This window comes from Nonomuraea sp. NPDC050663 (assembly GCF_044456985.1).
Classification (GTDB): domain Bacteria; phylum Actinomycetota; class Actinomycetes; order Streptosporangiales; family Streptosporangiaceae; genus Nonomuraea.
In genome coordinates, this window is the sequence record NZ_JBITGL010000004.1 from 690,569 (window position 1) to 712,268 (window position 21,700).

Consider the following 21,700-nt stretch of genomic DNA (forward strand, 5'->3'; position numbering starts at 1 on the left):
CACGGAGACAGGGAAAAGGTCCGCTATCGCCTGGAGACACCGTCTTGTCGCTCCGACCCCCGATCGGCCCCGCGCTGGCCCGGCGGCTGGTGGACAGCCAGTTCCCGCAGTGGTCCCGGCTCCCGCTCACCCTCGTCGAGCCCGGCGGATCCGACCACATGATCTTCCGCCTCGGCGGCGAGCTGGCCGTACGGCTGCCGCGTCACGCGGGCGCGATCGAGCAGGCGGCCAAGGAGCTGGAGTGGTTGCCCCGGATCGCCCCGCACCTGCCGCTGGCCGTCCCCGTGCCGGTCGCCGTCGGGGAGCCTGATTACGGCTACCCGTGGAGGTGGGCGGTGTCACGCTGGCTGGAGGGCGAGGTGGCGACGGTCGAGATGCTGGGCGACTCCGCCGAGGCGGCCGTCGCGCTGGCCGCCTTCCTGAAGGCGCTCCAGGAGCTGCCGCCGGGCAACAAGGAGCTGGTCGACGCGCCGTTGGCCCTGCGCGACCAAGCGACGCGGGCGGCGATCGCGCAGGTGGACGGCGTCTTCGACGGCACGGCCATGACCGCGTTGTGGGAGGCCTCGCTGGAGGCGCCGGAGTGGGACCGTGCGCCGGTGTGGTTCCACGGCGACTTCCACACCGGCAACCTGCTGACCACCGGCGGGGTGCTGAGCGCGGTCATCGACTTCGGCGGCCTCGGGGTCGGCGACCCCGCCTGCGACATGATCATCGCCTACACGCTGATGTCGGCGCGCAGCCGTACAACCTTCCGCGGGCGGCTGGAGGTGGACGAGGCGACGTGGCTGCGCGGGCGCGGCTGGGCGCTTGCGACCGGGCTGAACGCCTACACCGCCTACGCCGCCGAGAATCCGCGCGTCGCCGAGCAGACCACCCGGCAGATCAGGCAGGCGCTCGCCCAGGAGTGAGGCGATGCGCGCTCTTCAGTGGTGGAATCCCGTCCGTGAGGCGTCGGCCGTCCCCTTGGTGAGCCGCTCCACGGAGCGTCGGATGTCGCCTGCCAGCAGGGCGAGCTCGTCCCTGCCGACGCCGTGCCGTACCAGCACCCGCTGGATCACGGTCTCCTGCCGGTCGGCGGGCAGCGGGTAGGACGGCACCTGCCAGCCGCGCACGCGCAACTGCTCGGTCAGGTCGTACAGGGACCAGCCGGTGACGTCGTCCTTGAGCTTGTAGGAGACGGCGGGCAACGCGGTCGTGCCGTCGTAGAGCAGCTCGAACGGCCCCATCTGGCTGATTTCCCGTCCCAGGAACCGTGCCGAGTCCATGCAGGCCTGCTGGATCTTGCGGTAGCCCTCGCGGCCCAGCCTGATCAGGTTGTAGTACTGGGCGACGACCTCGCCGCCGGGGCGGGAGAAGTTGAGGGCGAACGTGGGCATGTCGCCGCCGAGGTAGTCGACCCGGAAGATCAGCTCCTCGGGCAGCAGCGAGGCGTCCCGCCACACCACCCAGCCGACGCCCAGCGGCGCCAGGCCGTACTTGTGCCCCGAGGTGTTGATCGACGCCACGCGCTCCAGGCGGAAGTCCCACACGACGTCGGGCTGGACGAAGGGCGCCACGAACCCGCCGCTGGCGGCGTCGACGTGCAGGGGGATGTCGAGCCCCGTGTCCGCCTGGATGGCATCGAGCTCGGCGGCCAGCTCGGCGATGTTCTCGTAGTCGCAGGTGAAGGTGACGCCCAGGATTCCGACGACGCCGATCGTGTTCTCGTCGACGTGGTCGCGCAGCTGGTGGGCCCGCAGGCCGGTGGCGCCCTCCTCGATCGGGACCTGGCGCAGCTCGACGTCGAAGTAGCGGGCGAACTTGTCCCAGCAGATCTGGACGGGCCCGGCGACGATGTTCGGCTTGTCGGCGGCCTTGCCAGCGGCCTCACGCGCCTTGCGCCATCGCCACTTCATGGCCAGCCCGCCCAGCATCGCGGCCTCGCTGGAGCCGGTCGTCGAGCACCCCATCGTGGTCTGCCCGTCGGGCGCGTTCCACAGGTCGGCCAGGATGTGCACGCAGCGGTTCTCGATCTCGGCGGTCTGGGGGTACTCGTCCTTGTCGATCATGTTCTTGCCGAGGCAGTCGTCCATCAGCTTGTGGACTTCCTGCTCGGACCAGGTCGTGCAGAACGTGGCGAGGTTCTGGGAGGCGTTGCCGTCCAGGAGCAGCTCGGAGTGGATGAGCTGGTAGACGGTGCGCGGGTCGGATTCCGCGGCGGGCAGCCGGTACTTGGGCAGGACCTGTTCGCTCAGCGGTGACGCGAAGACGTCGTCGAAATCGGCCGATACGGCATGCAACGCCATGGAACTCCCCCGTTTTGTGGGCCGGGCACGGGGGATACGGCCACCATACAAAACTCCTCGGCGTTCCTGTGTGACATGAGATGGAACGTCATGCCACGCCCGGGAGGCATGCGTTCCTTATTTCTCAGGTCACTAGTGGCCGTGGCGCTGATCGGCGCGTTCGTGGGCGTTCCTGCCCCGGCGCAGGCCGCGTCTCCCATCGATACCGAGATCTCCGTGCTCAAGGAAGAGCTGAATCGGGTGATCGAGGCGCAGCGACAGGGCCCTGCTCCCATGGATGATCAGGCCGCCACCTCCATGAAGGAGAGCGTGGAGAAGGCCCAGTCCCCGGAACCGTGCGAGTCGGCCGACGGGCTGCTGTCTTTTGCACGGCTCGCACGTGAGCAGGTGCGAGTCCTGCAAGAGGCGATCGACAAGGGCGGCTGGAATGCCGATCAGCTCGCCCAGCTCAACGCCACCCGCAACGGCCTGGACAAGCTCGGAAGGCAGGCGGGGGCCATCCGCGCGCGCGTCTTCGCCGAGCTGAAGGAGTGCGAGGGCCCGCTCGACTTCTACGTCGATCCCGACCGCGCCAAGCCTCCGATGGACAAGCTCCCCGATGATCGTCCTCTGGCCAGCCTCACCGGCTCTGACGGCACCCCGATGGACTTCGTCGCCGACGAACTGGTCGTCACCACGTCGAATCAGTCCGAGCTGGACGCCGTCGTCGCCAGGTGGAACGGCAAGGTCGTGAACAAGGTGGAACAGGGCGACCTCAACCACTACCTGGTCAAGATCGAAACTGGTGCCGCTCAGCCCGGCCAGCTGAGTGACGCGCTGAAGGCGCTCAATCCGGACAAGAACCAGGCCGATTCCGTGGCGGTGTCCAGCCGCGAGGGCCTGGAACTGCTCGCGGCCGCCGCCACGACGGAGAAGGCCGCCGTCAACTGGGTGAGCAAGGACGACGACATCCCCAGCGGCATCACGCCGGAGGCTCAGCAGGGGCCGTCCGGCCACAGCTCGACGGGTTACGACCGGAACTCCTTCAGCTGGCGATACCTCAAGGAAGGCAGCACGCAGGACATCGGGGTGCCCGCCGCGTGGCAACTGCTCGACTCGGTCGGCAAGCTGAACAACAAGGTCAAGATGGCCGTGCTCGACCGCGCCTTCACCACCAGCGTCGATCATCCGTCCTCGACCACATTCACCACCTCGGTGCCCGGAGTGAGCCCGAGCTCTCAATTCCCCGGGTCGACACCGTGGCACGGCGTCAAGATCCTGGACTCGATGGCCGCCGTTCCAGGCAACTCCGTCGGTACGGCAGGCACGGCGGGCCCGGTGGCCCGGCCGACCGGCATATGGACGACCGGCGACTTCTTCTACATGATGGTCGCGCTCGGTCAGGCGGCCGCCGGCGGCAACAAGATCGTCAGCATCAGCCAGCGGACCGAGGTGCCGTGGTACCTGTCGTGGAGCGTGCTGCCCTTCGACCGCTTCACCGCGTGGGTCAGGAACATCAACAACATCCTGATCTTCGCGTCGGCGGGCAACGAGGGAAACGACGTCGACGCCACCACCGGCTTGATCGTCAAGTGGGAGAAGACCTGGCACACCCCGTGCGAGAACGCCGGAGTGATCTGCGTCGGCGGCCTCGGCCACAACTCGCTGAACCGTCACGCACAATCCAACTACGGAAGCGAGGACGTCAACATCTACGCTCCGTACACCGTGCTGGCCGGCCCGAACCCGGACAATCCCAACCCGAATGTCGCGACCGAGATCCACGGGACCAGCTACTCCACGCCGTACACCGCCGGGGTCGCAGCGCTCCTCATCTCGGCCAATCCCGGCCAGAACACCGACACGATCGAGAACATCCTGCTCGACCACATGCGCCTGAGCCCCGACGGCAAGGTCAAGAGGAAGGTCGTCCACGCGCTGGGCGCGGTCCAGGACGCTCTACCGCCCACGGTCAAGATCGATACTCCGCTGAACGGTGAGACGGTGTCAGCGCACCTTCCCACCTCGTTCAAGGCGTCCGTGTTCGACGACGGCAACGGGCAACCCGCGATCGTCTGGCGGCGAGGCGGTGTGGTCATCGGCACGGGCCCGCAGATCCAGGCCACGGTTCCGGCCGGAACCCACACGATCACCGCGACGGGCACCTTCGGCAACGGGGTCTCGGCCGTGGACCAGGTCACGGTGACCTCGGTGGATCACGTGCCGGATGTGAAGGTCACCGGACCCAAGTCGCCGACCACGACACCCACCTTCGACCGGTCCGAGCTGATCCCGTTCCACTCCACCAGCCTCGACGACCTGGGGCCGCTGGCCGACAGCTCGATGAAGTGGTATCTCGACAACGCCACCACTCCCTTCGCGACGGGACACAACCCGACCGTCAACACCGGCGCCGCCGTGGGCAACCACACGGTGACCCTCAAGGGCTGCGACCCGGTCAACCAGTGCGATCAGGAGACCATCCCCATCGCCATCCAGCCGGACGGCGCCAACAAACCACCGGTGGTCAAGGTGACCAACCCGGCCAACGGCGCGCTGCTCTGGGTCAACGGAAGTGACGCCACCGGCTGGTACCACCAGATAACACTCAACGGCACCGCCACCGACCCCGAGGGCAACCCGGTCACCGTGAAGTGGTTCGACAACGGTGTCCAGATCGCCGACACGCTCCAGCCCACCGTCAGGCTCAAGGGCGGCTGTGGCAACTCCACCCGCAACCTCACCCTGCAGGCGACCGACAACGCGGGCCTCACCCGCCAGGACCAGGTGACCGTCACGGTCTCCCTGATCTGCTGACACCCGGCCCTCGCATGATCACCGAGGCAGATAGGAGCAGCGGACACCCGTTCGCACGGTGGCGCGCAGCTCCGCGCCGATCACCTCGTCTGCCTCGGCGATATGCGTCAACGCCCGCCGGATGGCCTTGGCCACCGCCACCCTGGCCCGTTCGTGGTCATCGGTGAAGTTCCGAGCCCGGCCGCCCAGACCGGTGCTCGCCGTCAGCTCCGAGATCAGCCAGTCGCGCTCGGAGCGCAGCACCGCGGCGCGCTCCAGGTCGTGGGCGGCCTCCAGCTCACCGATCTCCTCTTCGAGCTCGGCCATCCGCGCCACGTAGGTGCGTTCCGCGTACTCGTCCAGAAGTGGCTGAGCGGAGTGGGCCGGGGTGTCCTCCCCGCCGGCCACGAGATCGATGGAGCGGATCTCCCGTCTGGGATTGGCGATCAGGACGGCGAGGTGGCGCATGCCCACACTCGACTTGACCAGCGCGGTGCGGCCGGCCAGCTCGACCCGCCACCAGCGCCCGCCGTTCGAGCACACCGCCACCGACGGCCCCGCCGCCCGTGCCTGCGTGCCCCGCACCTCGGGAAGCGCCATGCCCAGCTCTGCGGCCTCCTTCTCCGCCATCATCAGCTCGTCGCGTGGCCCGCCGAGCCGTACGAGCACATGGCCCAGGCGCCAGCGGCTCAGGGCCGCCGCGGGCCAGTGGCCGAGCGCGCGGTTGGCCCGCAAGGCCTCGCCGAAGTGCTCGGCGGCCCGCTCGACCTGCCCCATCGTCAGAGCGGCCAACCCGAGAGACTGGTGGGCGGAGCCGAAACAGGCCACCCCGCGGCTGGCGATCATCGGCAGCCGGGCGTAAGGCTGGAGCAGATCGTAGGCCCGCGCGGCCATCGCCTCGTCGTCCAGCAGGTGAGCGGCCTCCACCAGCCCGTACATCGCCGCCAGCCAGTTCTTCGCCGGCGGGAGCGTGATGTCGCGCAGCCGGGCCATCATCGTCTCGGCCAGGCGCCGGTCGCCGGCTTCGGCGGCGGCCACCGCCAGCGCGGGGAAGTAGGCGTAGTCCGCGTGGCACAACGCCGAGGAGTTCACCAGGTCCGACAACAAGGGGAGCAGCTCCGCGACACGTCCCTGATACCAGCGGATCGTCACCAGCTGCGCGCCGTACCAGCCGACGGCGTTGACGTCACCCGCGGCCGTGCCGCGCTCGGCGCAGGCCGCCGCCGCCCGCTCGGCCTGCTCGAACCGGCCCGCCCTGATGAGCAGCATGACCTCGATGGCGTCGATGACGAACCCGATCGCCGGGTGGTCTCGGGCGGCGAGCCGCTCGCATAACTCGCGCAGAGAACGCTCGGCATGCGGATCGGCGGCCAGGAACAGGTCGACCGTCCACCACAGCAGCCCCATCAGCAGGTCGCCGCGGCGACGAGTACGGCTGGCCACCCCGACCAGCTCCTGCGCCAGCTCGAACCTGAGGTCCTGGTGCTCGGGGCTCATCAGGCAGTGATGGGCCAGGCTCAGCGCCTCGGCCAGAGTCACCGGGTCGCCGGCGGTCCTGGCGTGGGCCAGCGCGCGCATGACCGTGGCGTGCTCCCCCGTGCGGTTGTCCCGCTCGGCGGCCAACCGCACGCACAGCCGTACGGCGAGCGCGGAGTCGGGCCTGATGCCGGCCAGGGCATGCTCCTGGCGAGTGTTGATCATCACCGACTCGGCGGTGGTGCGGTGCTCGTTCAGCCAGATCCCGCCCAGCCCCAGCGCCGCACGAGCCAGCGCCCCGGAGTCGCCCGAGCGCTCGGCCTCCTGGTACGCCGCCTCGAACCAGCGGCGGCTGTCATGCAGGTTGCCCTCCTCATGGAGGGCATGATCAGCCCGGTGAAGGTAGTCGTCAGCCGTGCTCCGCTGTTCCCCGTCACGCACAGATGCCCCCTGGACATTGCGAACGCGGCCCCCGCGCCGAATCGTATGAAGGCGTGGGTGGTCTGTCCAGGGTGCACAACGGGGGCAGACAGAAAGAAACCCCAGTTCGGTATACCGAACTGGGGTTTCGCGCCGTGCGCCGCCAGGGACTCGAACCCCGGACCCGCTGATTAAGAGTCAGCTGCTCTAACCAACTGAGCTAGCGGCGCTTGCGACAGAAGAAACTCTACCAGCCCCCAAGCACCGCTCGCACACATCACCCAAGCCTCTCCCCCAACCGCCCATAAGCCCCGAGCAACACCTCCCAGAACCCCGGCACATCGAAGGACGTGGCCACCCGGGCGTTGGGCGCGTCGGAGCGGAAGTCCGTCACCGTCATCCCCGTCGTGAACCTCCCGACCGTCTCCACCTCCACCCGCGCGTCGGCGAACCCCATCAGCCCGGGCGAGATCGCGTAGGCCACGGCGCAGGCGTCGTGGAGCGCCGGCCCGCCGTCCGTCGTCACCTGCCCGTAGAAGGAGGCGGCCGGGACGACCAGGGAGGACAGCCGGCCCAGGGCGCCCATCTTCTCCAGGAGCGCGGTGTTGACCTGGGCGGTGAGGGTGACGTCGAGGCCGATCTGCGTGACGGTCCATCCCGCCCCGAACACGATGGCCGCCGCCTCCGGGTCGGTGAGGATGTTGAACTCCGCCGCCGGGTTGGAGTTCCCCCGCGTGTACGACCCGCCCATGACGACCATCTCCTTGACGGCCTGCACGATGCGGGGCTCCCGGCGGACGGCGAGGGCGATGTTGGTGAGCGGTCCGACGGCGACGAGGGTGATCTCGCCGGGCCGGTCGAGGATGGTGGAGATGATGAAGTCGACGGCGTGCCCGTCGGTGGCGCCCAGGACGGGGGCGGGCAGGACGGCGTCGCCCAGGCCGGAGGTGCCGTGCACGTGGGCCGCGTGGATCTGGTCGCGGACGAGGGCGCGGCCGGCGCCGGCGTGGACGGGCAGTTCGCCCAGCTGCAGGAACTCGCGGAGCGCCAGCGCGTTCAGGGTGGTCAGGGACAGGCCCACGTTGCCCGCGACGGTGGTGATGCCGACGAGGTCGATGTCGGTGGAGCCGGCCGCGAGGGCGATGGCGAGGGCGTCGTCGATGCCCGGGTCGCAGTCCAGGAGAACAGGTTTCACCCGTCAACGGTTTCACACCGGAGAGAAGGCGGATCCACTGGGCATAAGAGGAGGCCGGGTGGTCTCCCCCAAGAACCACCCGGCCTCCGTTTGCGGTCCAGGCCGGCTCTTTCCCCCAAAGAACCGGCGGTCCCGCATAGCAGACAGCGGTCCCCCTCCGCGTCCGCATCGGCAAAAGTCTGCAAGTCAGTCGCAGCACCCTTGACCTGCTTCGACACTACCGAGCCGAACACCACGGAGAAGTCATAACGCGGTCGAAATCGGACAACAAGCCCTCTACGGAAGTTCCAACTCCACCTTGGTTCCCTCTTGGAGTGTGCGGCTGACGGTGCAGTACTTGTCGTGCACGCGCTGCGCCACGGCCCGGTAGACCTCGTCGGCCGCCTCGGAGGGAAGCTCCACGTCGTAGGTGACGGTGATCGGCCCCAGGAGGTTCGGTTCGGCCTTCTCGGCGGTGATCTCCATCGCCAGCCGTACGAGCTTGTGCCCGCGCTTGGCGGTCAGGGGTTCGACGGTCACGATGTTGCATCCGCCCACGGCCGCCAGCAGGAGCTCGACGGGGGTGAAGACCCCCTCGTCGTCGCTGCTGCCCATGCGCACCTCGGCGCCGCGGGCGTTCACGGCGCGGAAGCCGCCGTCGTCAGTACGTTCGACTCGAACATTAGCCATGCCCATAGAAACTACTCAGTTCCCTCTCATCTTCCTGGAACACCTTGGAGACATGACGAGCCCTGTACTGATCGCCGCCGACATCGATACGGCCCGGCTGGAGCGGCTGCTGGCGCGTTTGCCGCAGGGCGCTCCGACCGTCGTGCGCACACAGCGCGTCACAGCCGAGCTCCGCGAGATCCAGCGCCGGCGCGGCCTGGTGCTGGTGGTCGGCGACGAGCACGATCCGCGGGTCAAGGAGCAGGTCAGCGCCTCGGGCCTGAGCCGGCTGCTGCCCGACATCGGCGAGCGTGAGGTACGGCTGGCGGGGCCCCGGCCGTTCCGTAAATACGTGCGGGGAGCGCTCAAGCGGATCAGGACGCAAAGCGCTTAGGCCGGCCTTACGGCTGTTATGAAAGCGTGACCTCTGGAGGTGGCAGAATGACGTTCCCCGGATCGGCCCGTATGGAAGTTGTCATGGGCATCCCGGTCATGGTTGACATCCGCACCGCGTTGCCGCAGCGCGAGCTGACGCCGCTGCTCGACGACGCCTTCGGCTGGCTGACGTGGGTCGGCGAGACCCTCGCTCCCGAGATGGAGCGCTTCTCCGGTGGGCAGACCATCGAGCAGATCCCGGAACTCATCGAGATCCAGCACCGCTGCAACGAACTCTTCGAGAGCACGGGCGGCTGGTTCGACCGCGGCGACCACGACGCGTACATAAGAGGGTGGGCGGTCGAGCGTCTGTCGCGTGCCCTGACGAACGCAGGGGCGGTCGACCATCGGATCGACGCGGGGGGCGACGTCCGGGTGCGGGGCAGCGCGGCTCCCGGGCGCCAGTGGCGCATCGGCGTGCGCGATCCGCAGCAGGGCACGATGCGCACCGTTCTGATCGCCCGCGATCTCGCGGTCGCGACGGTGGGCCATGTCACGGTCTCCGGCGCCGACCTGGGCGTCGCCGGAGCCTACGCGTCCGCCATGCATCGCATGGACCTGGCCAGGGCCAGGCGTTTCGCCGACCGCCTGCCGTACCGGACGGTGATCGTCACGCCGGACGGCACGCAGGAGTACGGCGGCGCGCTGCAACTGGCCGTCTGATCGAAGCGTCACAGCGCGCCGCCTGACCGGCGTGCCACGGCCCACCATCTGACCGGCGCGCCGCAGCGCGCCGGATAAATACGGATAAATCAGGCGTCGGGGTGCTTGGCGAGGTAATCGACGTACACCGGTTTCAACGCCTCGCCGAGCTCGCCCTCCCCAGCCGCCATCGCATCGCTGAGCAGCGCCGACACCCGGCTGAGGTCGTTGGCGCTCTCGTTCGAGTGCCCGCTGGCGGCCTCGGCGGCGGGGATCACCTTCAGCAACTCCCACAGGAATCCGAAGTCGCCATGCCGTACGGCATAGCGGACAGCGCGGTCGTGCAGCTCGCTCGCGGGCAGGGTTTCCAGCTCCTCGACGTCCATGCTTCCGCTTTTCCCGTGATTCGCTCTCCATAACGACTACGCGGTGTAATGGATGGGCACATAGCGTGCATGTCCAGTCTCGACATGACCGGCGTGCTGGTCATCTCGCTCGCCGCTGTGGCCGCCCCCATCGCGGCGGCGAGCGTGGCCCGCGTGGCGCGGGTGCCCAACGTGGTGCTCGAGATCCTGCTGGGCGTGCTGGTCGGCCCGGTGGTCCTGGGCTGGGTGCAGGTCGACGAGCTGGTGAACGCGGTCTCCGAGTTCGGTCTGGCGATGCTGATGTTCATGGCCGGCTTCGAGATCGACTTCCAGCGGGTCAAGGGCCGCCCGATCAGGATGGCCGCCCTCGGCTGGTTCGTCTCCTTCGGCGTCGGCATGGCCATCGGGCTGGCGCTCTTCGGCTTCACGACGCTCGCCCAGGTGGTGGGCCTGTGCATGACCACCACCGCGCTCGGCACGATCCTGCCGATGCTGCGCGACTCCGGCGCGCTGGCCACGCCGTTCGGCAACCGGGTGCTGGCCATCGGGGCGCTGGGAGAGTTCGGCCCGATCGTGGCGATGGCCTTCATCTTCTCCGAGGACGAGAAGTGGCACACGGTCGTGGTGATCGCCCTGTTCACGCTGATCGCCCTCACCGCGGCCACGATGGCCGCCCGGCCCCGGCATCCGCGCCTGGCGCATCTGGTCACCGCCACCATGACCACCAGCGGGCAGCTGGGTGTCCGCATCGTCATGTTCGTGCTGATGCTGATGTTGTGGCTGGCCGCTTCGTTCCGGCTCGACGTGCTCCTGGGCGCCTTCACCGCCGGGATCGTGATCCGCCTGGCGGTCAAGTCGGGTCCTGAGGAGGAGCAGGAGCTGGTCACCTCCAAGCTCGACGCCATCGGCTTCGGCTTCCTCATCCCGTTCTTCTTCGTGGTCAGCGGCGTCAAGCTCGACCTGAAGGCGATGTTCGCCGATCCGGGCTCCCTGCTGCTGATCCCGCTGTTCCTGCTGCTCTTCCTCCTGGTCCGCGGCCTGCCCAGCCTCCTGCTGGCCCGCCGCGATCCCGACGTGCGTCCCGGCGAGGACCGGGCGGTGGCGCTGTTCACCGCCGCCGCCCTGCCGCTGATCGTCGTCATCACGAACACGGGCGTGGGGGCCGGGGTCATGTCCACGGCCACCGCGGCCGCGATCGTCACCGCGGGCGTGTTCAGCGTGATGATCTATCCACTGGTGGCGCTGCGCCTCTATCGCGCGGCGGAGCAGAAATGCGAGGATCTTCCAGCGTGAGATTCATTCTGAACATCCTGGCGGTGATGGTCGCCTTCTGGGTGACGACGAAGTTCGTCGACGGCGTCACCGTCCAAGGTGATCCCAGCACCGCCAAGTACTGGGGAACACTGCTGGTGGTGGCGCTGATCTTCGGTGTCATCAACGCCATCGTCAAGCCCATCGTCCAGGCGCTCGGGTGCGCGCTGATCGTGCTCACGCTGGGCCTGTTCCTGATCGTCATCAACGCCGGCATGCTCATGCTGACGAGCTGGATCGCCGCCCAGCTCGACATCCCCTTCCACGTCGACGGATTCTGGCCGGCCGCGGTGGTCGGATCCATCGTGATCAGCGTCGTCACCTGGATCATCGGGCTCGTCATCCCCGACTAGGGCATGGAGTTCACCGGATCGGGCCTGACCTGCGCGCGGGTCCACACGATCGCGTACGGCGGAGCCGAGGTCACCCTCGGCTCCCTCGACGCGGCCTGGCGTTCCTACGAGATCGCGCAGGAACTGACGGGCCCCGTGTACGGCCAGACCACGGGGGTCGGCGCCAACAAGGCCGTCGACGTCGCCGGGGGCGGCCTCGACCTGCTGCGCAGCCACGCCACGGGTGCCGGGCCGCTCGTCGCCCCCGAGCGCACGCGCGCGATGCTGGCCGTACGGCTCAACCAGTTGCTCGCCGGAGGCTCCGGCATCGATCCCCGGCTGCTGCCGGTCCTCGCCGAGGCGATCAACGCGGGCGCCGCTCCCCCGGTCCGGACCTACGGCGCCATCGGCACCGGCGATCTGACCGCGTTGTCGGTCACCGCGTTGTGCCTGCTCGGCGAGCTCGCCTGGGACGGGCCGCGGTTCCCTCTCGCCTCCTCCGACGCCCTGCCCTTCATCAGTTCCGGCGCCGCCACCCTGGCCGACGCCGCCCTCGCCTGCCACCGGCTCGCCGCTCTGCTCGACGCCGCCGTCGAGGTGGCGGCGCGGTCCTTCCAGGCCGTGAACGCCTCGGCGGAGCCGCTGGCGCTGGCCGTCCAGCGGGCGCGCCGCCAGCCGGGGCAGGCGGCCACGGCCGCGCGCCTGCGCGACATGCTCGCCACCGAGCCGGTGCGGATCCAGGACCCGTACGGCTTCCGCGCGTTCGCCCAGGTACACGGCACCGCCGTCGCCGTCGCCTCGCACGCGTCCAGGACCGTGGAGATCGACCTCGACTCCGCCACCGAGAACCCGCTCGTCGCCGACGACCTGGCCTGGCACAACGGCAACTTCCACGCCGCCGCCGTGGCCCACGCCCTCGATGGCCTGCGTACGGCTGTGGCCACCGCCGCCCAGCTGAGCACCGCCAGGCTGGCGGCGATGATGGATCCGGCGCTCACCGGCAGGCTGCCGTTCCTGGCCGCGGAGCCGGGCGGCAACGGGGCGCTGATCCTGGAGTACGTCGCCCAGGACGCCCTGGCCGAGCTGCGGCACCTGGCGGCGCCGGTCAGCGTCGGCACCGCGGTGATCTCGCGCGGGACCGAGGACCACGCGTCGTTCGCCACCCAGGCGGCCCGGCTGGCGCTGCGGTGCGTGGAGCCGCTGGAGGTCGTCTTCGCCGTCGAGTCGGTCGCCGCGAGCCTCGCGCTCGGTGAGCCGGGGCCCGACCGCCCCCTCGACGCCGAGCTCGACGCCGCTCGCGAACGCCTGCGCGCCGCGTTCTAGCGAGCGCGGACGGAACCCCGTTCGACGAGCGTCGGCTGCTGCAGCACCCGCCTGCGTCGTGTGGCGCCGTCGGCGGCGGCCACGCCGAGGCGGACCGAGGCGCGCACGATGCCGTCGATGTCCCAGTCGACGGTGGTGAGCCCGGGGCTCAGCAGCGACGACACCGGATGGTTGTCGTATCCCATGACGGAGATGTCGCCCGGGATCGACAGCCCCAGCGACTCGGCCGCCGCGTACACCCCGTAGGCGATGGAGTCGGCGAAGCAGAACACCGCCGTGACCGCGCCGTCGGCGAGCACCTCGCGCGCGGCCTCGGTGGCCCCGGCCAGGTCGTGGGGCGCGGTCGACACCGAGATCGACAATCCCAGCCGCTCCCCCTCGGCCAGCACGTGCACGTCGGCCGGGCGGTCGGGGGTGCTGGGCATGGTCGAGGTGAGCAGCGCGATGGCGTGGTGTCCCTGCGAGCGCAGGTGCTCCAGCGCCAGCGTGACGCCGCGCCGGTTGTCGAAGACGACCTCGCCGATGGTGCCGGGCAGGGAGTCGCCGATGGCCACCACGGGCACCGATTCGGCCAGTTGCGCCCAGAACGGCGCCGCCGGGTCGACCGGCTGCACGATCATCGCGTCGACCCGCTGGTCGCGCAGCTGCTGGGCGAGCGAGCGCTGGCGCTCCGGGTCGCCCGCGGCGTCGAGGATGAGGGCGTAGCGGTCCTGGCCGAGCAGGCCCCGCCCGATGCCGACCGCGAGGGCCTGCTGCCACAGGTCTTCGAGCGAGGCGGACAACATCCCGATGGTGCCGGTCTTCCCGCTGGCCAGGGCTCTGGCGATGGGGTCGGCTTCGTAGCCGAGCTCGGCGGCGGCGGCCTTGACGCGTTCCATGGTCTCCTCGGAGACCTGCATACCGCGCAGCGCGTAGGACACGGCTGCCGGTGACAGACCCGTCGCCTGCGCCACCTCACGGATCGTCGCTCGTTTCCGCGGCATCCCGCAAGCCTAGCCCCCCATTGACACGAAACGGGGTGAAGCGGTTCACTGAACCGTATCACTGAATCGCTTCACAGAGACGTCTTCCCAGACTGAGACGTTTGCCTATAAAGTCAGTAGGAAATACATGGGATGGAGGTGGCCCGATGGACGTACATCAGCACGTGTGGACCCCCGCGTTCGTCGCGGCCCTGCGCGCCCGCACGCGCCCGCCCTATCTCGACGGGTGGACGCTCATCCTCGACGGCGAACCGCCGTACGAGGTCGACCCGGCCGATCATGACCCGGCCAAGCGCGAGACCCCGGCGATCCTGTCGTTGTCGAGCCCGCTCGGCATCGAGACGCTGCCGCCCGAGGAGGCCTGGCCGCTCATCGACGCCTACCACGCCGACGTGCCGTACGGCTTCGAGCAGTGGGCCTCCACGTGCGTCAGCGAGCCCGACCCCGGCCGCCTGGCCGCCGACCTCGGCGGCAAGGCCGGCCTGCAGCTCCCCGCGACGACGCTCCCCGACGACGCTCTGCTCGACGTGCTCACCGCCCAGGACAAGCCGCTCTTCGTGCACCCCGGTCCCGCCTCCGGCCACGCGCCGACGCCCTGGTGGCCCGCGCTGGTGCCGTACGTCCAGCAGATGCACGCGTCGTGGCACTACTTCCACGCCGTCGTGCGCCCCCGCCACCCCCGCCTGCGCGTCTGCTTCGCCCTGCTGGCGGGGCTGGCGCCCCTGCACTCAGAACGGCTGATCACCCGCGGCGGCCCGTCACGGGGCCGCCTGGACCGCGACTTCTTCGTGGAGACCTCCAGCTACGGCCCCAAGGCGATCGACGCGATCGTCCGCGAGCTGGGCGTCGACGTCGTCGTCAACGGCTCAGACGCGCCGTACGCGAGCGCCCCGGAAACGGGACTCGGCGCCGCGGCCGACCACGCCATCCGAGAGACCAACCCCCTGCGATTGATGAGAGGAGACAGGTAAGTGAACACGCTGCCCGAGCGCAACCTCGACCGGAGGGAGCTGCGGAACCTGGTCGACGAGCTGGCAGCCGACCCGGCGCAGTGGCAGGACCAGGTGGAGTTCCCCGAAGGCGGCGGCAGGCACTACGCCTCGCTCTACCGCGACGCCTACGTGGACGTGTGGCTGCTGTGCTGGCGCCCGGAAGACGACACGGGCTGGCACGATCACGACATCTCCTCGGGCGCCGTGACCGTCGTGCAGGGGGCGCTGCTGGAGTGCAACCCGCGCATCGGCGGCGAGCACCTGGAGACGGTGGTGTCCGAAGGCCAGTCGTTCTCCTTCGGACCCGATCACATCCACCGCCTGACCGGCGCGATCGACAAGAGCATCTCGATCCACGCCTACTCGCCGCCGTTGTGGCGCCTGGGTCAGTACTCCATCGACGACACCGGCCTGATGCGCCGGGTGTCGGTGAGTTACGCCGACGAGCTGCGGCCTATCGACGCCGTTGCGTGACCACCGCCCTGCCCATCGACGGGTCGTCGCAGAACGCTCCGTCGATGCCGAGGTCGAGCAGCTTACCGAGCCAGCCCATCACGTCTCCGGTGGCGCGGGGGTAGACGGGGCTGGCCGGGTTGCCGAGCCGGTGGTCGGCGGGTAGCTGGGAGTTCTCGTTGCGGACGGTCCACACGTGCACGTCGAGCCGTCGCCGGTGAGCGTCCTGGACCAGCGTGGTGGGAGGCAGCAGCCGGCCGTCGGCCCCGACGGGGATCACCCGGCGGGTGTCGACACCGATGCCGTCGGCGTAGGAGGCGACCTCGCGCAGCCCGTCGGGGGTGACGAGGTCGTCGTAGCCGCGAGGGTCCCCCGAGACCACCCAGTCGTACGGCTTGCCGCCGAAGGTCATGAGCTGGATGAGCGGGTATCGCGTCCTGCCGTGCAGGTCGCGCAGGTTGGCGGTCTCGAAGGACTGGATGAAGGCCTTGCGCACCCGGTGGCGGCCGAGCACGTCGAGCAGCGGCTCCTCCAGCGACAGGTTGATCGAGTCGAAGTAGGTCGGGTGCTTGGTCTCGGGGTAGACGCCGACGCCGTGACGCTCGGCGAGCTGCACGACCTCCTCGAAGGTCGGGATCTCGGCCAGGCCGTCGAAGGCGGTGTTGTCGGGCCGCAGGTCCGGCACCCGCTCCTTGGCCCGCAGGGTCTTCAGCTCGGCGAGGGTGAAGTCCTCGGTGAACCAGCCGGTGACGGGGCGGCCGTCGATCGTCTTGGTGGTGCGGCGGGCGGCGAACTCGGTGCGCGCGGCCACGTCCGTGGTGCCCGAGATCTCGTTCTCGTGCCTGGCGACCAGGATGTGGTCCTTGGTCGAGACGAGGTCGGGCTCGATGTAGTCGGCGCCCATGGCGATGGCCGCCTCGTACGCCAGCAGTGTGTGCTCCGGACGGTGGGCGCTGGCGCCCCGGTGCGCGATGACGATGGGATCGCCGCTGCGGCGATCGGCGACGGCGGGCTCGGGTTGGATCAGCACGACCGCGACGGTAACACCGGCGATCAACCTGCGCAGGATCATGCGCGGGAGGCTAGATCGGCTCAGTTACGGCTGAGCACACAGCAGGTGGAGCAGGGTTCAACATCCGGCAGCGTGACCCACAGGCAGCAGGTGCGGCGCAGGTAGCGGCTGCCGTCGCTCTGGATCAGCCCGTCGACGGGCGGCCCGATCCGCTCCAGCAGGCTCATGTAGTCGCCCGGCACCTGGTCGCGCAGCGGGTGGGCGAAGGCCTCGGCGGTGGAGCCCCACAGGGTGCGCTCCCCCACCCTGGCCAGCGTGGAGATGCGCTTGATCAGCGGCTGCTGCGCCTCCAAAAGCGCTGGCCTGATGCCGTCGACGTCGGTCCAGGTGACGGCGGTGGCGCCGACGGTGACGCCCGCGGGCGAGACCTTGAACCAGGTGTCGTCGAAGCGCATGACCGGGACCTGGCCGTCGAGGGCCCAGCCGACGGCCATGGGCATGGTGTGCCAGTAGGAGTAGGTCTTCCAGAACAGCGCCGCCCCGACGTGGCGCGGCGCGCCCCAGCGGTCGGCGGTCTCCTGGATCAGGTCGTCGAGGGGCATCCGCGAGACCGGGGTCCAGGTCTCGTCGGGTTCGATGACGAGGCTCGGCACGATGCCGAGCACACCTTGGCGGGCCTCCGCGAACTTCTCGAGCACACCGGTGAGCATGCAGCCATGGTAAGCCTTACCTAAGCTCGTGCGGCCAGCCACCCCACCACTGCCTGCACGCCGCAGAAGACCAGGCCGGTCAGCAGCGGCACCGTCCAGGCCCCGCTCGACTCGCGCAGCGCTCCGACCAGCACCGGGCCGATGGCCGCGAGCACGTAGCCCACCGACTGCGCCACGGCCGACAACGCGGTGACCGAGGTGGGGTCGGAACCCCGGTTGGTGATGATGAGCAGGGCCAGCGCGAGCGTCGCCCCCTGCCCGATCCCGAGCACGATCATCCACAACCACGGCAGGGTCGTGGGCGCGAGGAGCACGCCCAGGTAGCCCGTGGCGGTGAGCGCGGTCGCGCCCAGCACGTGCGGCACCTGCGAGGCCCGGCCGCCGGCGTGCATGGGCGCGCCGAAGGTGCCGACGACCTGCGCCAGCGCCGACAGGCTGAGCAGGTATCCGGCGTGCTCGGGGGTGACACCCGACTCCAGGAAGATGGTGGGCAGCCAGGCGAGCGTGACGTAGAAGGTCAGCGACTGCACGCCCATGAAGGCGGTGATGTACCAGGTGGTGCGGTTGCGCAGGATGGCACGGAAGGGCCGGGTCGCGACCTGCGGGTCGGGGCGCCTGCGCAGCGCCTGCGGCAGCCACAGCAGCGCGCCGAGCAGCGCGGGCACCGCCGCGAGCGCCGAGACGCCGCGCCAGTCGAGCCCCGTCCAGCGTTCCATGGGGATCGCCAGCCCGCTGGCGATGGCCGCGCCGAGCACGAGGGCCGAGACGTAGACACTGGTGAACAGGCCGACGCGGTCGGGGAAGTGCTGCTTGACGACGGCGGGCATGACCACGTTCATGATCGCGATGGCGGTGCCCGCCACGGCGGCTCCGCCGTAGAGGAGCACGGGGCCGTCGAGGCTGCGCACGACCACCCCGGCGGCCAGGAGCAGCAGGCCGAACAGCAGGGTGCGGTCCACGCCGAGGCGGCGGGCCAGCACCGGCGTGGCCACGCCGCACACGCCGAGGCAGACCACCATGACCGTGGTGATCGCGCCGCCGCCCGCGGGAGTGAGGCCGACGTCGGTCATGATCTCGTCGAGCAGGGGGGAGATGCCCGCCAGCGCGGGCCGCAGGTTGAGCGCGGCCAGGACCAGCCCGGCCACCAGAAGCACGAATCTCACAATGGCGGTTATTGTTTCGTGCGCTGGATCTGCGCGTAGACGTGCCCCCTCAGTTCGGCGAACCTCGGCAGCGAGCGGGTGGTCAGCTGGTCGCGCTCGGCGGGCAGGTCGATCTTGAGGTCCTCCAGCACCGTGGTGGGCGAGGCCGACAGCACGATCACGCGACGGCCCAGGTAGACCGCCTCGTCGATGTCGTGGGTGATGAACAGCACGGTCACCTCCAGGCGCTGCCAGAGGCGCAGGATCAGGTCCTCGAGGTCGGCGCGGGTCTGGGCGTCGACGGCGGCGAACGGCTCGTCCATGAGCAGCAGGCTCGGCTCGTAGGCGACGGCGCGGGCGATCGCCACCCGCTGCTGCATGCCTCCCGACAGCTGCCAGGGGTGCGCGTCGTGCGCGCCGGCGAGCCCGACGGCCTCCAGCGACTCCGTCACCAGTTCGGTGCGCTTGGCCCGGTCGAGGCCCTTCTCCTTGAGCGGCAGCTCGACGTTCTGGCGCACGGTGAGCCAGGGGAACAGGCTCCTGCCGTACTCCTGGAAGACGACCGCGGTGTGCTCGGGCGGCCCGGTCACCGGCCGTCCGGCGACCCTGACCTCTCCTTCGTACGGCAGCAGCCCGGCGACGCAGCGCAGCAGCGTGGTCTTGCCGCAGCCCGAGGGCCCGACGACGCAGACCAGCTCGCCCGCGTCGACCTGGAGCGAGAGGTGGTCCAGCGCCGTGACGGTGCGCCCGCGGCCCTGGTAGGTCTTGGTCAGATCGATGAGCTCAAGCACGGTGATACCAAGCCAGGACTCGCTTTTCGACCATACGGAACACCAGCGACAACCCCCATCCGATGAGGCCCAGCAGCACGATTCCACTCCACATCTCGGCGATCTGGAAGCCCCGCTGGAACAGCACGATCGTGAAGCCCAGGCCGCTGCTGCTGGCGAACATCTCGCTGATCACCATGAGGATGATCCCGATCGACAACGCCTGCCGCAGGCCTGTCATGATCTGCGGGCTGGCCGAGCGCAGCACCAGGTGGCGCAGGCGCACGCCGTACAGCTTGCAGGTGTCGGCCAGCACCTCGTCGATGGCCCTGACGCCCTCGACGGTGTTGAGCAGGATCGGCCAGACGCATCCCGAGATGATCACCGCGACCTTCATCGCGTTGTCGATGCCCGCGAACAGCATGATCAGCGGCACCAGCACCGGCGGCGGGATCGCGCGGAAGAACTCCAGCACCGGCTCGGCCGCCGCGCGCAGCCCGCTCGACAGGCCGATCGCCACGCCGAGACCGACGCCGATGACACCGGCCAGCGTGTAACCCACCGCCAGCCTGGCCAGGCTCGGCAGCACATCGGTGAGGATCCGCTCGGAGAACCACGTCTCGGCGAAGGCCGCGGCCACCCGTCCGGGGCTCGGCAGGTAGAACGAACCGCCGCTGACCAGCCACCACAGGCCCACGAGCAGCAGCGGCACCGCGAGGGCGTTGACCAGCCTCATGCCGCCGCCTCCCGGCGCACCGACTGGTGCCACGACAGCACCCGCCGCTCCAGCGCCCGCACGCCCACGTTGACCGCGATGCCGATCAGCCCCGCCAGCACGATCAGCGCGTAGACCTGCGCCACCGCCCCGCTGGACTGGGCGATCTGGATCTCGAGCCCGAGCCCCGGGCTGCCGATGACCAGCTCGGCGGTGATCGCCAGGATGAACGCCACCGCCGCGGCCAGCCGCAGCCCCGTCATGACGTACGGCAGAGCGGACGGCCACACCAGCCGCCGCATCCGCGTCCACGAGGAGAAGCCGTAGGAACGCGCCGTGTCCACCGCCACCGGATCGACGGCCGCCACGCCGTACAGCACCTGGATGAGCACCTGCCAGAAGGAGGCGTACACCACGAGCAGCAGCGTGGACCCCAGCGATGCGCCGAACAGGAGCGTGGCGAGCGGGATGAGCGCCACCGACGGGATCGGCCGCAGGAACTCGACGGTGCTGTTGGTGGCCGCGCGCAGCCCCGGCACGGTGCCGATGACCAGGCCGGCGGCCACGGCGGCGCAGAAGGCGATGCCCAGGCCGAGCGCCCAGCCGAGCATGGTCTCGCCGAGCGCCGCCCACAGCCCGGCGGTGACCAGCTGCCCGCCCAGGGTGGCGAGGATCTCCGTGGCGGGCGGCAGGAACCGCTCGTCGACGAGCCCGAGCCGGGGCACGGCCTCCATCAGGAGCAGGAGGCCGGCCACCCCATACAGGGATCTCATTCCAGCAGGCTCGGGACGCTCTTGAGCACGCCGTCGTTCTTGGCCATCTCGGCGATCGCGGTGACCGACTCCTTGTTGATCTCGGCGGGCCACTTGGGGAGCTTGATCTTGGCGATGACGTCCGGCGCGATCTTGGTGTAGGTCTTCAGCGTCTCGCGCACCTCGTCCGGATGCTCTGCGGCGTAGGCGAGCGACTCGTTGATGGCCTTGGCGAAGCGGTCGGACAGGTCGGCGTCGGCCTTGCCGGTGGTGAAGTACATGGCGACCGTGAGGTTGGGCGTGGCCTCGGCGAAGTTCCACGCCACCGCGCGGGCGCCCTGCGAGAGCGCCTGGCTGACGAAGGGCTCGACCACCCAGATGGCGTCCACGCTGCCGTTCTGCAGGGCCGCGGGGGCGTCGGGGAAGGGCAGCTCGACGAACTGGATGCCGGCCGGGTCGCCGCCCGCCTTGCGGACGGTGGCGCGGATGGTGGTGTCGCCGATGTTCTTGAGCTGGTTGACGGAGATCTTCTTGCCCGCCAGGTCGGCGGCCGACTGGATGGGGCTGTCGGCCTTGACCAGCACGGCGCTGAAGTCCTCGCCAGGCGTGCCGGTCGAGGAGACGCCGTTGGCCACGACCTTCACGTCCAGGCCCTGCTCCTTGGCGGCCAGCAGGGAGGTCACGTTGGCGAAGGCGAACTGGAACTGGTTGCTCACCACTCCCGAGATGGCGGCGGCGCCGCCCTGGACCGGGGTGATCGTGAGGTCGATGTTGTGCTTGTCGAAGAAGCCCTTGGCCTTGCCGAGGTGGATGGGCGCGGTGTCGACGATCGCGATCACGCCCGCGTTGACCTTGGCCTTGCCCCCGGAGGTGTCTGTCGAGCCGCAGGCCGTCAGGGCGGCCAGTAAGAAGACGGCTAAGACACGGCGCATCTCGCCTCCAGATTGTGTTCGCGATACGCACA

22 protein-coding genes and 1 tRNA gene are annotated in these 21,700 nt (G+C 69.7%); 9 read left to right on the forward strand and 14 right to left on the reverse strand.

Annotation, left to right across the window (positions count from 1 at the left end):
* Nucleotides 1-44 precede the first annotated feature (44 nt).
* The gene (locus tag ACIBH1_RS16030) at nt 45-908 is read left to right on the forward strand and encodes an aminoglycoside phosphotransferase family protein (RefSeq protein WP_397314496.1); all 864 of its coding nucleotides are present in this window, start codon (nt 45-47) and stop codon (nt 906-908) included.
* Nucleotides 909-923: 15 nt separating this feature from the next.
* Here the strand turns inward: ACIBH1_RS16030 and ACIBH1_RS16035 are convergent, their stop codons facing one another.
* A complete protein-coding gene (locus tag ACIBH1_RS16035; protein ID WP_397314497.1) occupies nt 924-2,285 on the reverse strand; it encodes a glutamate decarboxylase in 1,362 nt (453 codons plus the stop codon).
* A gap of 141 nt (nt 2,286-2,426) precedes the next feature.
* Between ACIBH1_RS16035 and ACIBH1_RS16040 the strand changes: the two genes are divergently transcribed.
* Nucleotides 2,427-5,081: a S8 family serine peptidase gene (locus ACIBH1_RS16040; protein ID WP_397314498.1), complete on the forward strand. Its 2,655-nt coding sequence runs from the start codon at nt 2,427-2,429 to the stop codon at nt 5,079-5,081.
* A gap of 18 nt (nt 5,082-5,099) precedes the next feature.
* Here ACIBH1_RS16040 and ACIBH1_RS16045 read toward each other — a convergent pair whose 3' ends face one another.
* The 4 genes from ACIBH1_RS16045 to ACIBH1_RS16060 form a co-directional block, all read right to left on the reverse strand.
* Nucleotides 5,100-6,977 (reverse strand): hypothetical protein, encoded by a 1,878-nt coding sequence (locus tag ACIBH1_RS16045; RefSeq protein ID WP_397314499.1) that lies wholly within the window; start codon nt 6,975-6,977, stop codon nt 5,100-5,102.
* Between the two features lie 135 nt (nt 6,978-7,112).
* Nucleotides 7,113-7,186: transfer RNA gene (locus tag ACIBH1_RS16050), tRNA-Lys, on the reverse strand.
* Nucleotides 7,187-7,233: 47 nt separating this feature from the next.
* A complete protein-coding gene (locus tag ACIBH1_RS16055; RefSeq protein ID WP_397314500.1) occupies nt 7,234-8,151 on the reverse strand; it encodes a nucleoside hydrolase in 918 nt (305 codons plus the stop codon).
* 276 nt (nt 8,152-8,427) lie between these two features.
* The gene (locus tag ACIBH1_RS16060; RefSeq protein ID WP_397314501.1) at nt 8,428-8,820 is read right to left on the reverse strand and encodes an OsmC family protein; all 393 of its coding nucleotides are present in this window, start codon (nt 8,818-8,820) and stop codon (nt 8,428-8,430) included.
* Between the two features lie 52 nt (nt 8,821-8,872).
* Here ACIBH1_RS16060 and ACIBH1_RS16065 point away from each other — a divergent pair, with 52 nt between their 5' ends.
* The gene (locus ACIBH1_RS16065; RefSeq protein WP_397314502.1) at nt 8,873-9,193 is read left to right on the forward strand and encodes a hypothetical protein; all 321 of its coding nucleotides are present in this window, start codon (nt 8,873-8,875) and stop codon (nt 9,191-9,193) included.
* Nucleotides 9,194-9,276: 83 nt separating this feature from the next.
* A complete protein-coding gene (locus tag ACIBH1_RS16070) occupies nt 9,277-9,897 on the forward strand; it encodes an FAD:protein FMN transferase (RefSeq protein ID WP_397314503.1) in 621 nt (206 codons plus the stop codon).
* 89 nt (nt 9,898-9,986) lie between these two features.
* Here the strand turns inward: ACIBH1_RS16070 and ACIBH1_RS16075 are convergent, their stop codons facing one another.
* Nucleotides 9,987-10,262, reverse strand: a complete 276-nt coding sequence (locus ACIBH1_RS16075) for a hypothetical protein (protein WP_181612668.1) — start codon at nt 10,260-10,262, stop codon at nt 9,987-9,989.
* Nucleotides 10,263-10,331: 69 nt separating this feature from the next.
* Here ACIBH1_RS16075 and ACIBH1_RS16080 point away from each other — a divergent pair, with 69 nt between their 5' ends.
* Genes ACIBH1_RS16080 through ACIBH1_RS16090 form a run of 3 tightly spaced genes read left to right on the forward strand, consistent with a single transcriptional unit; the run spans nt 10,332 to nt 13,207 of the window.
* Nucleotides 10,332-11,534, forward strand: coding sequence for a cation:proton antiporter (locus ACIBH1_RS16080; protein WP_397314504.1), 1,203 nt, complete (start codon nt 10,332-10,334; stop codon nt 11,532-11,534).
* Nucleotides 11,531-11,905 (forward strand): phage holin family protein, encoded by a 375-nt coding sequence (locus ACIBH1_RS16085; protein ID WP_397314505.1) that lies wholly within the window; start codon nt 11,531-11,533, stop codon nt 11,903-11,905. Before ACIBH1_RS16080 ends, ACIBH1_RS16085 begins: the two co-directional genes overlap by 4 nt.
* A 3-nt stretch (nt 11,906-11,908) precedes the next feature.
* The gene (locus tag ACIBH1_RS16090) at nt 11,909-13,207 is read left to right on the forward strand and encodes an aromatic amino acid ammonia-lyase (protein WP_397314506.1); all 1,299 of its coding nucleotides are present in this window, start codon (nt 11,909-11,911) and stop codon (nt 13,205-13,207) included.
* Here the strand turns inward: ACIBH1_RS16090 and ACIBH1_RS16095 are convergent.
* The gene (locus ACIBH1_RS16095; RefSeq protein WP_397314507.1) at nt 13,204-14,190 is read right to left on the reverse strand and encodes a LacI family DNA-binding transcriptional regulator; all 987 of its coding nucleotides are present in this window, start codon (nt 14,188-14,190) and stop codon (nt 13,204-13,206) included. The two genes, ACIBH1_RS16090 and ACIBH1_RS16095, sit on opposite strands and share 4 nt — an antisense overlap.
* A gap of 146 nt (nt 14,191-14,336) precedes the next feature.
* On the opposite strand from ACIBH1_RS16095, the gene ACIBH1_RS16100 reads away from it, so the two are divergent.
* Entirely contained in the window at nt 14,337-15,161 is an 825-nt protein-coding gene (locus tag ACIBH1_RS16100; RefSeq protein ID WP_397314508.1) for an amidohydrolase, read from the forward strand.
* Nucleotides 15,162-15,656: a cysteine dioxygenase gene (locus ACIBH1_RS16105; protein WP_397314509.1), complete on the forward strand. Its 495-nt coding sequence runs from the start codon at nt 15,162-15,164 to the stop codon at nt 15,654-15,656.
* Here the strand turns inward: ACIBH1_RS16105 and ACIBH1_RS16110 are convergent.
* From ACIBH1_RS16110 to ACIBH1_RS16140, 7 genes are read right to left on the reverse strand one after another with little or no spacing between them, the layout of a single operon-like run.
* On the reverse strand, nt 15,637-16,707 hold the full coding sequence (locus tag ACIBH1_RS16110; RefSeq protein WP_397314510.1) for a glycerophosphodiester phosphodiesterase family protein: 1,071 nt from the start codon (nt 16,705-16,707) through the stop codon (nt 15,637-15,639). The genes ACIBH1_RS16105 and ACIBH1_RS16110 overlap by 20 nt on opposite strands.
* 20 nt (nt 16,708-16,727) lie before the next feature.
* Nucleotides 16,728-17,357, reverse strand: a complete 630-nt coding sequence (locus ACIBH1_RS16115; protein WP_397314511.1) for a hypothetical protein — start codon at nt 17,355-17,357, stop codon at nt 16,728-16,730.
* A 20-nt stretch (nt 17,358-17,377) separates the two neighbouring features.
* On the reverse strand, nt 17,378-18,520 hold the full coding sequence (locus ACIBH1_RS16120; RefSeq protein ID WP_397314512.1) for a CynX/NimT family MFS transporter: 1,143 nt from the start codon (nt 18,518-18,520) through the stop codon (nt 17,378-17,380).
* A gap of 8 nt (nt 18,521-18,528) precedes the next feature.
* Entirely contained in the window at nt 18,529-19,290 is a 762-nt protein-coding gene (locus tag ACIBH1_RS16125; protein ID WP_397314513.1) for an ABC transporter ATP-binding protein, read from the reverse strand.
* Nucleotides 19,283-20,005 (reverse strand): ABC transporter permease, encoded by a 723-nt coding sequence (locus ACIBH1_RS16130; protein WP_397314514.1) that lies wholly within the window; start codon nt 20,003-20,005, stop codon nt 19,283-19,285. Before ACIBH1_RS16130 ends, ACIBH1_RS16125 begins: the two co-directional genes overlap by 8 nt.
* The gene (locus ACIBH1_RS16135) at nt 20,002-20,757 is read right to left on the reverse strand and encodes an ABC transporter permease (RefSeq protein ID WP_397314515.1); all 756 of its coding nucleotides are present in this window, start codon (nt 20,755-20,757) and stop codon (nt 20,002-20,004) included. The genes ACIBH1_RS16130 and ACIBH1_RS16135 overlap by 4 nt, the downstream gene beginning before the upstream one ends.
* Nucleotides 20,754-21,668 carry an ABC transporter substrate-binding protein gene (locus tag ACIBH1_RS16140; protein WP_397314516.1) on the reverse strand — a complete coding sequence of 305 codons (915 nt, stop codon included), beginning with the start codon at nt 21,666-21,668 and terminating at the stop codon, nt 20,754-20,756. The genes ACIBH1_RS16135 and ACIBH1_RS16140 overlap by 4 nt, the downstream gene beginning before the upstream one ends.
* Nucleotides 21,669-21,700: the final 32 nt, after the last annotated feature.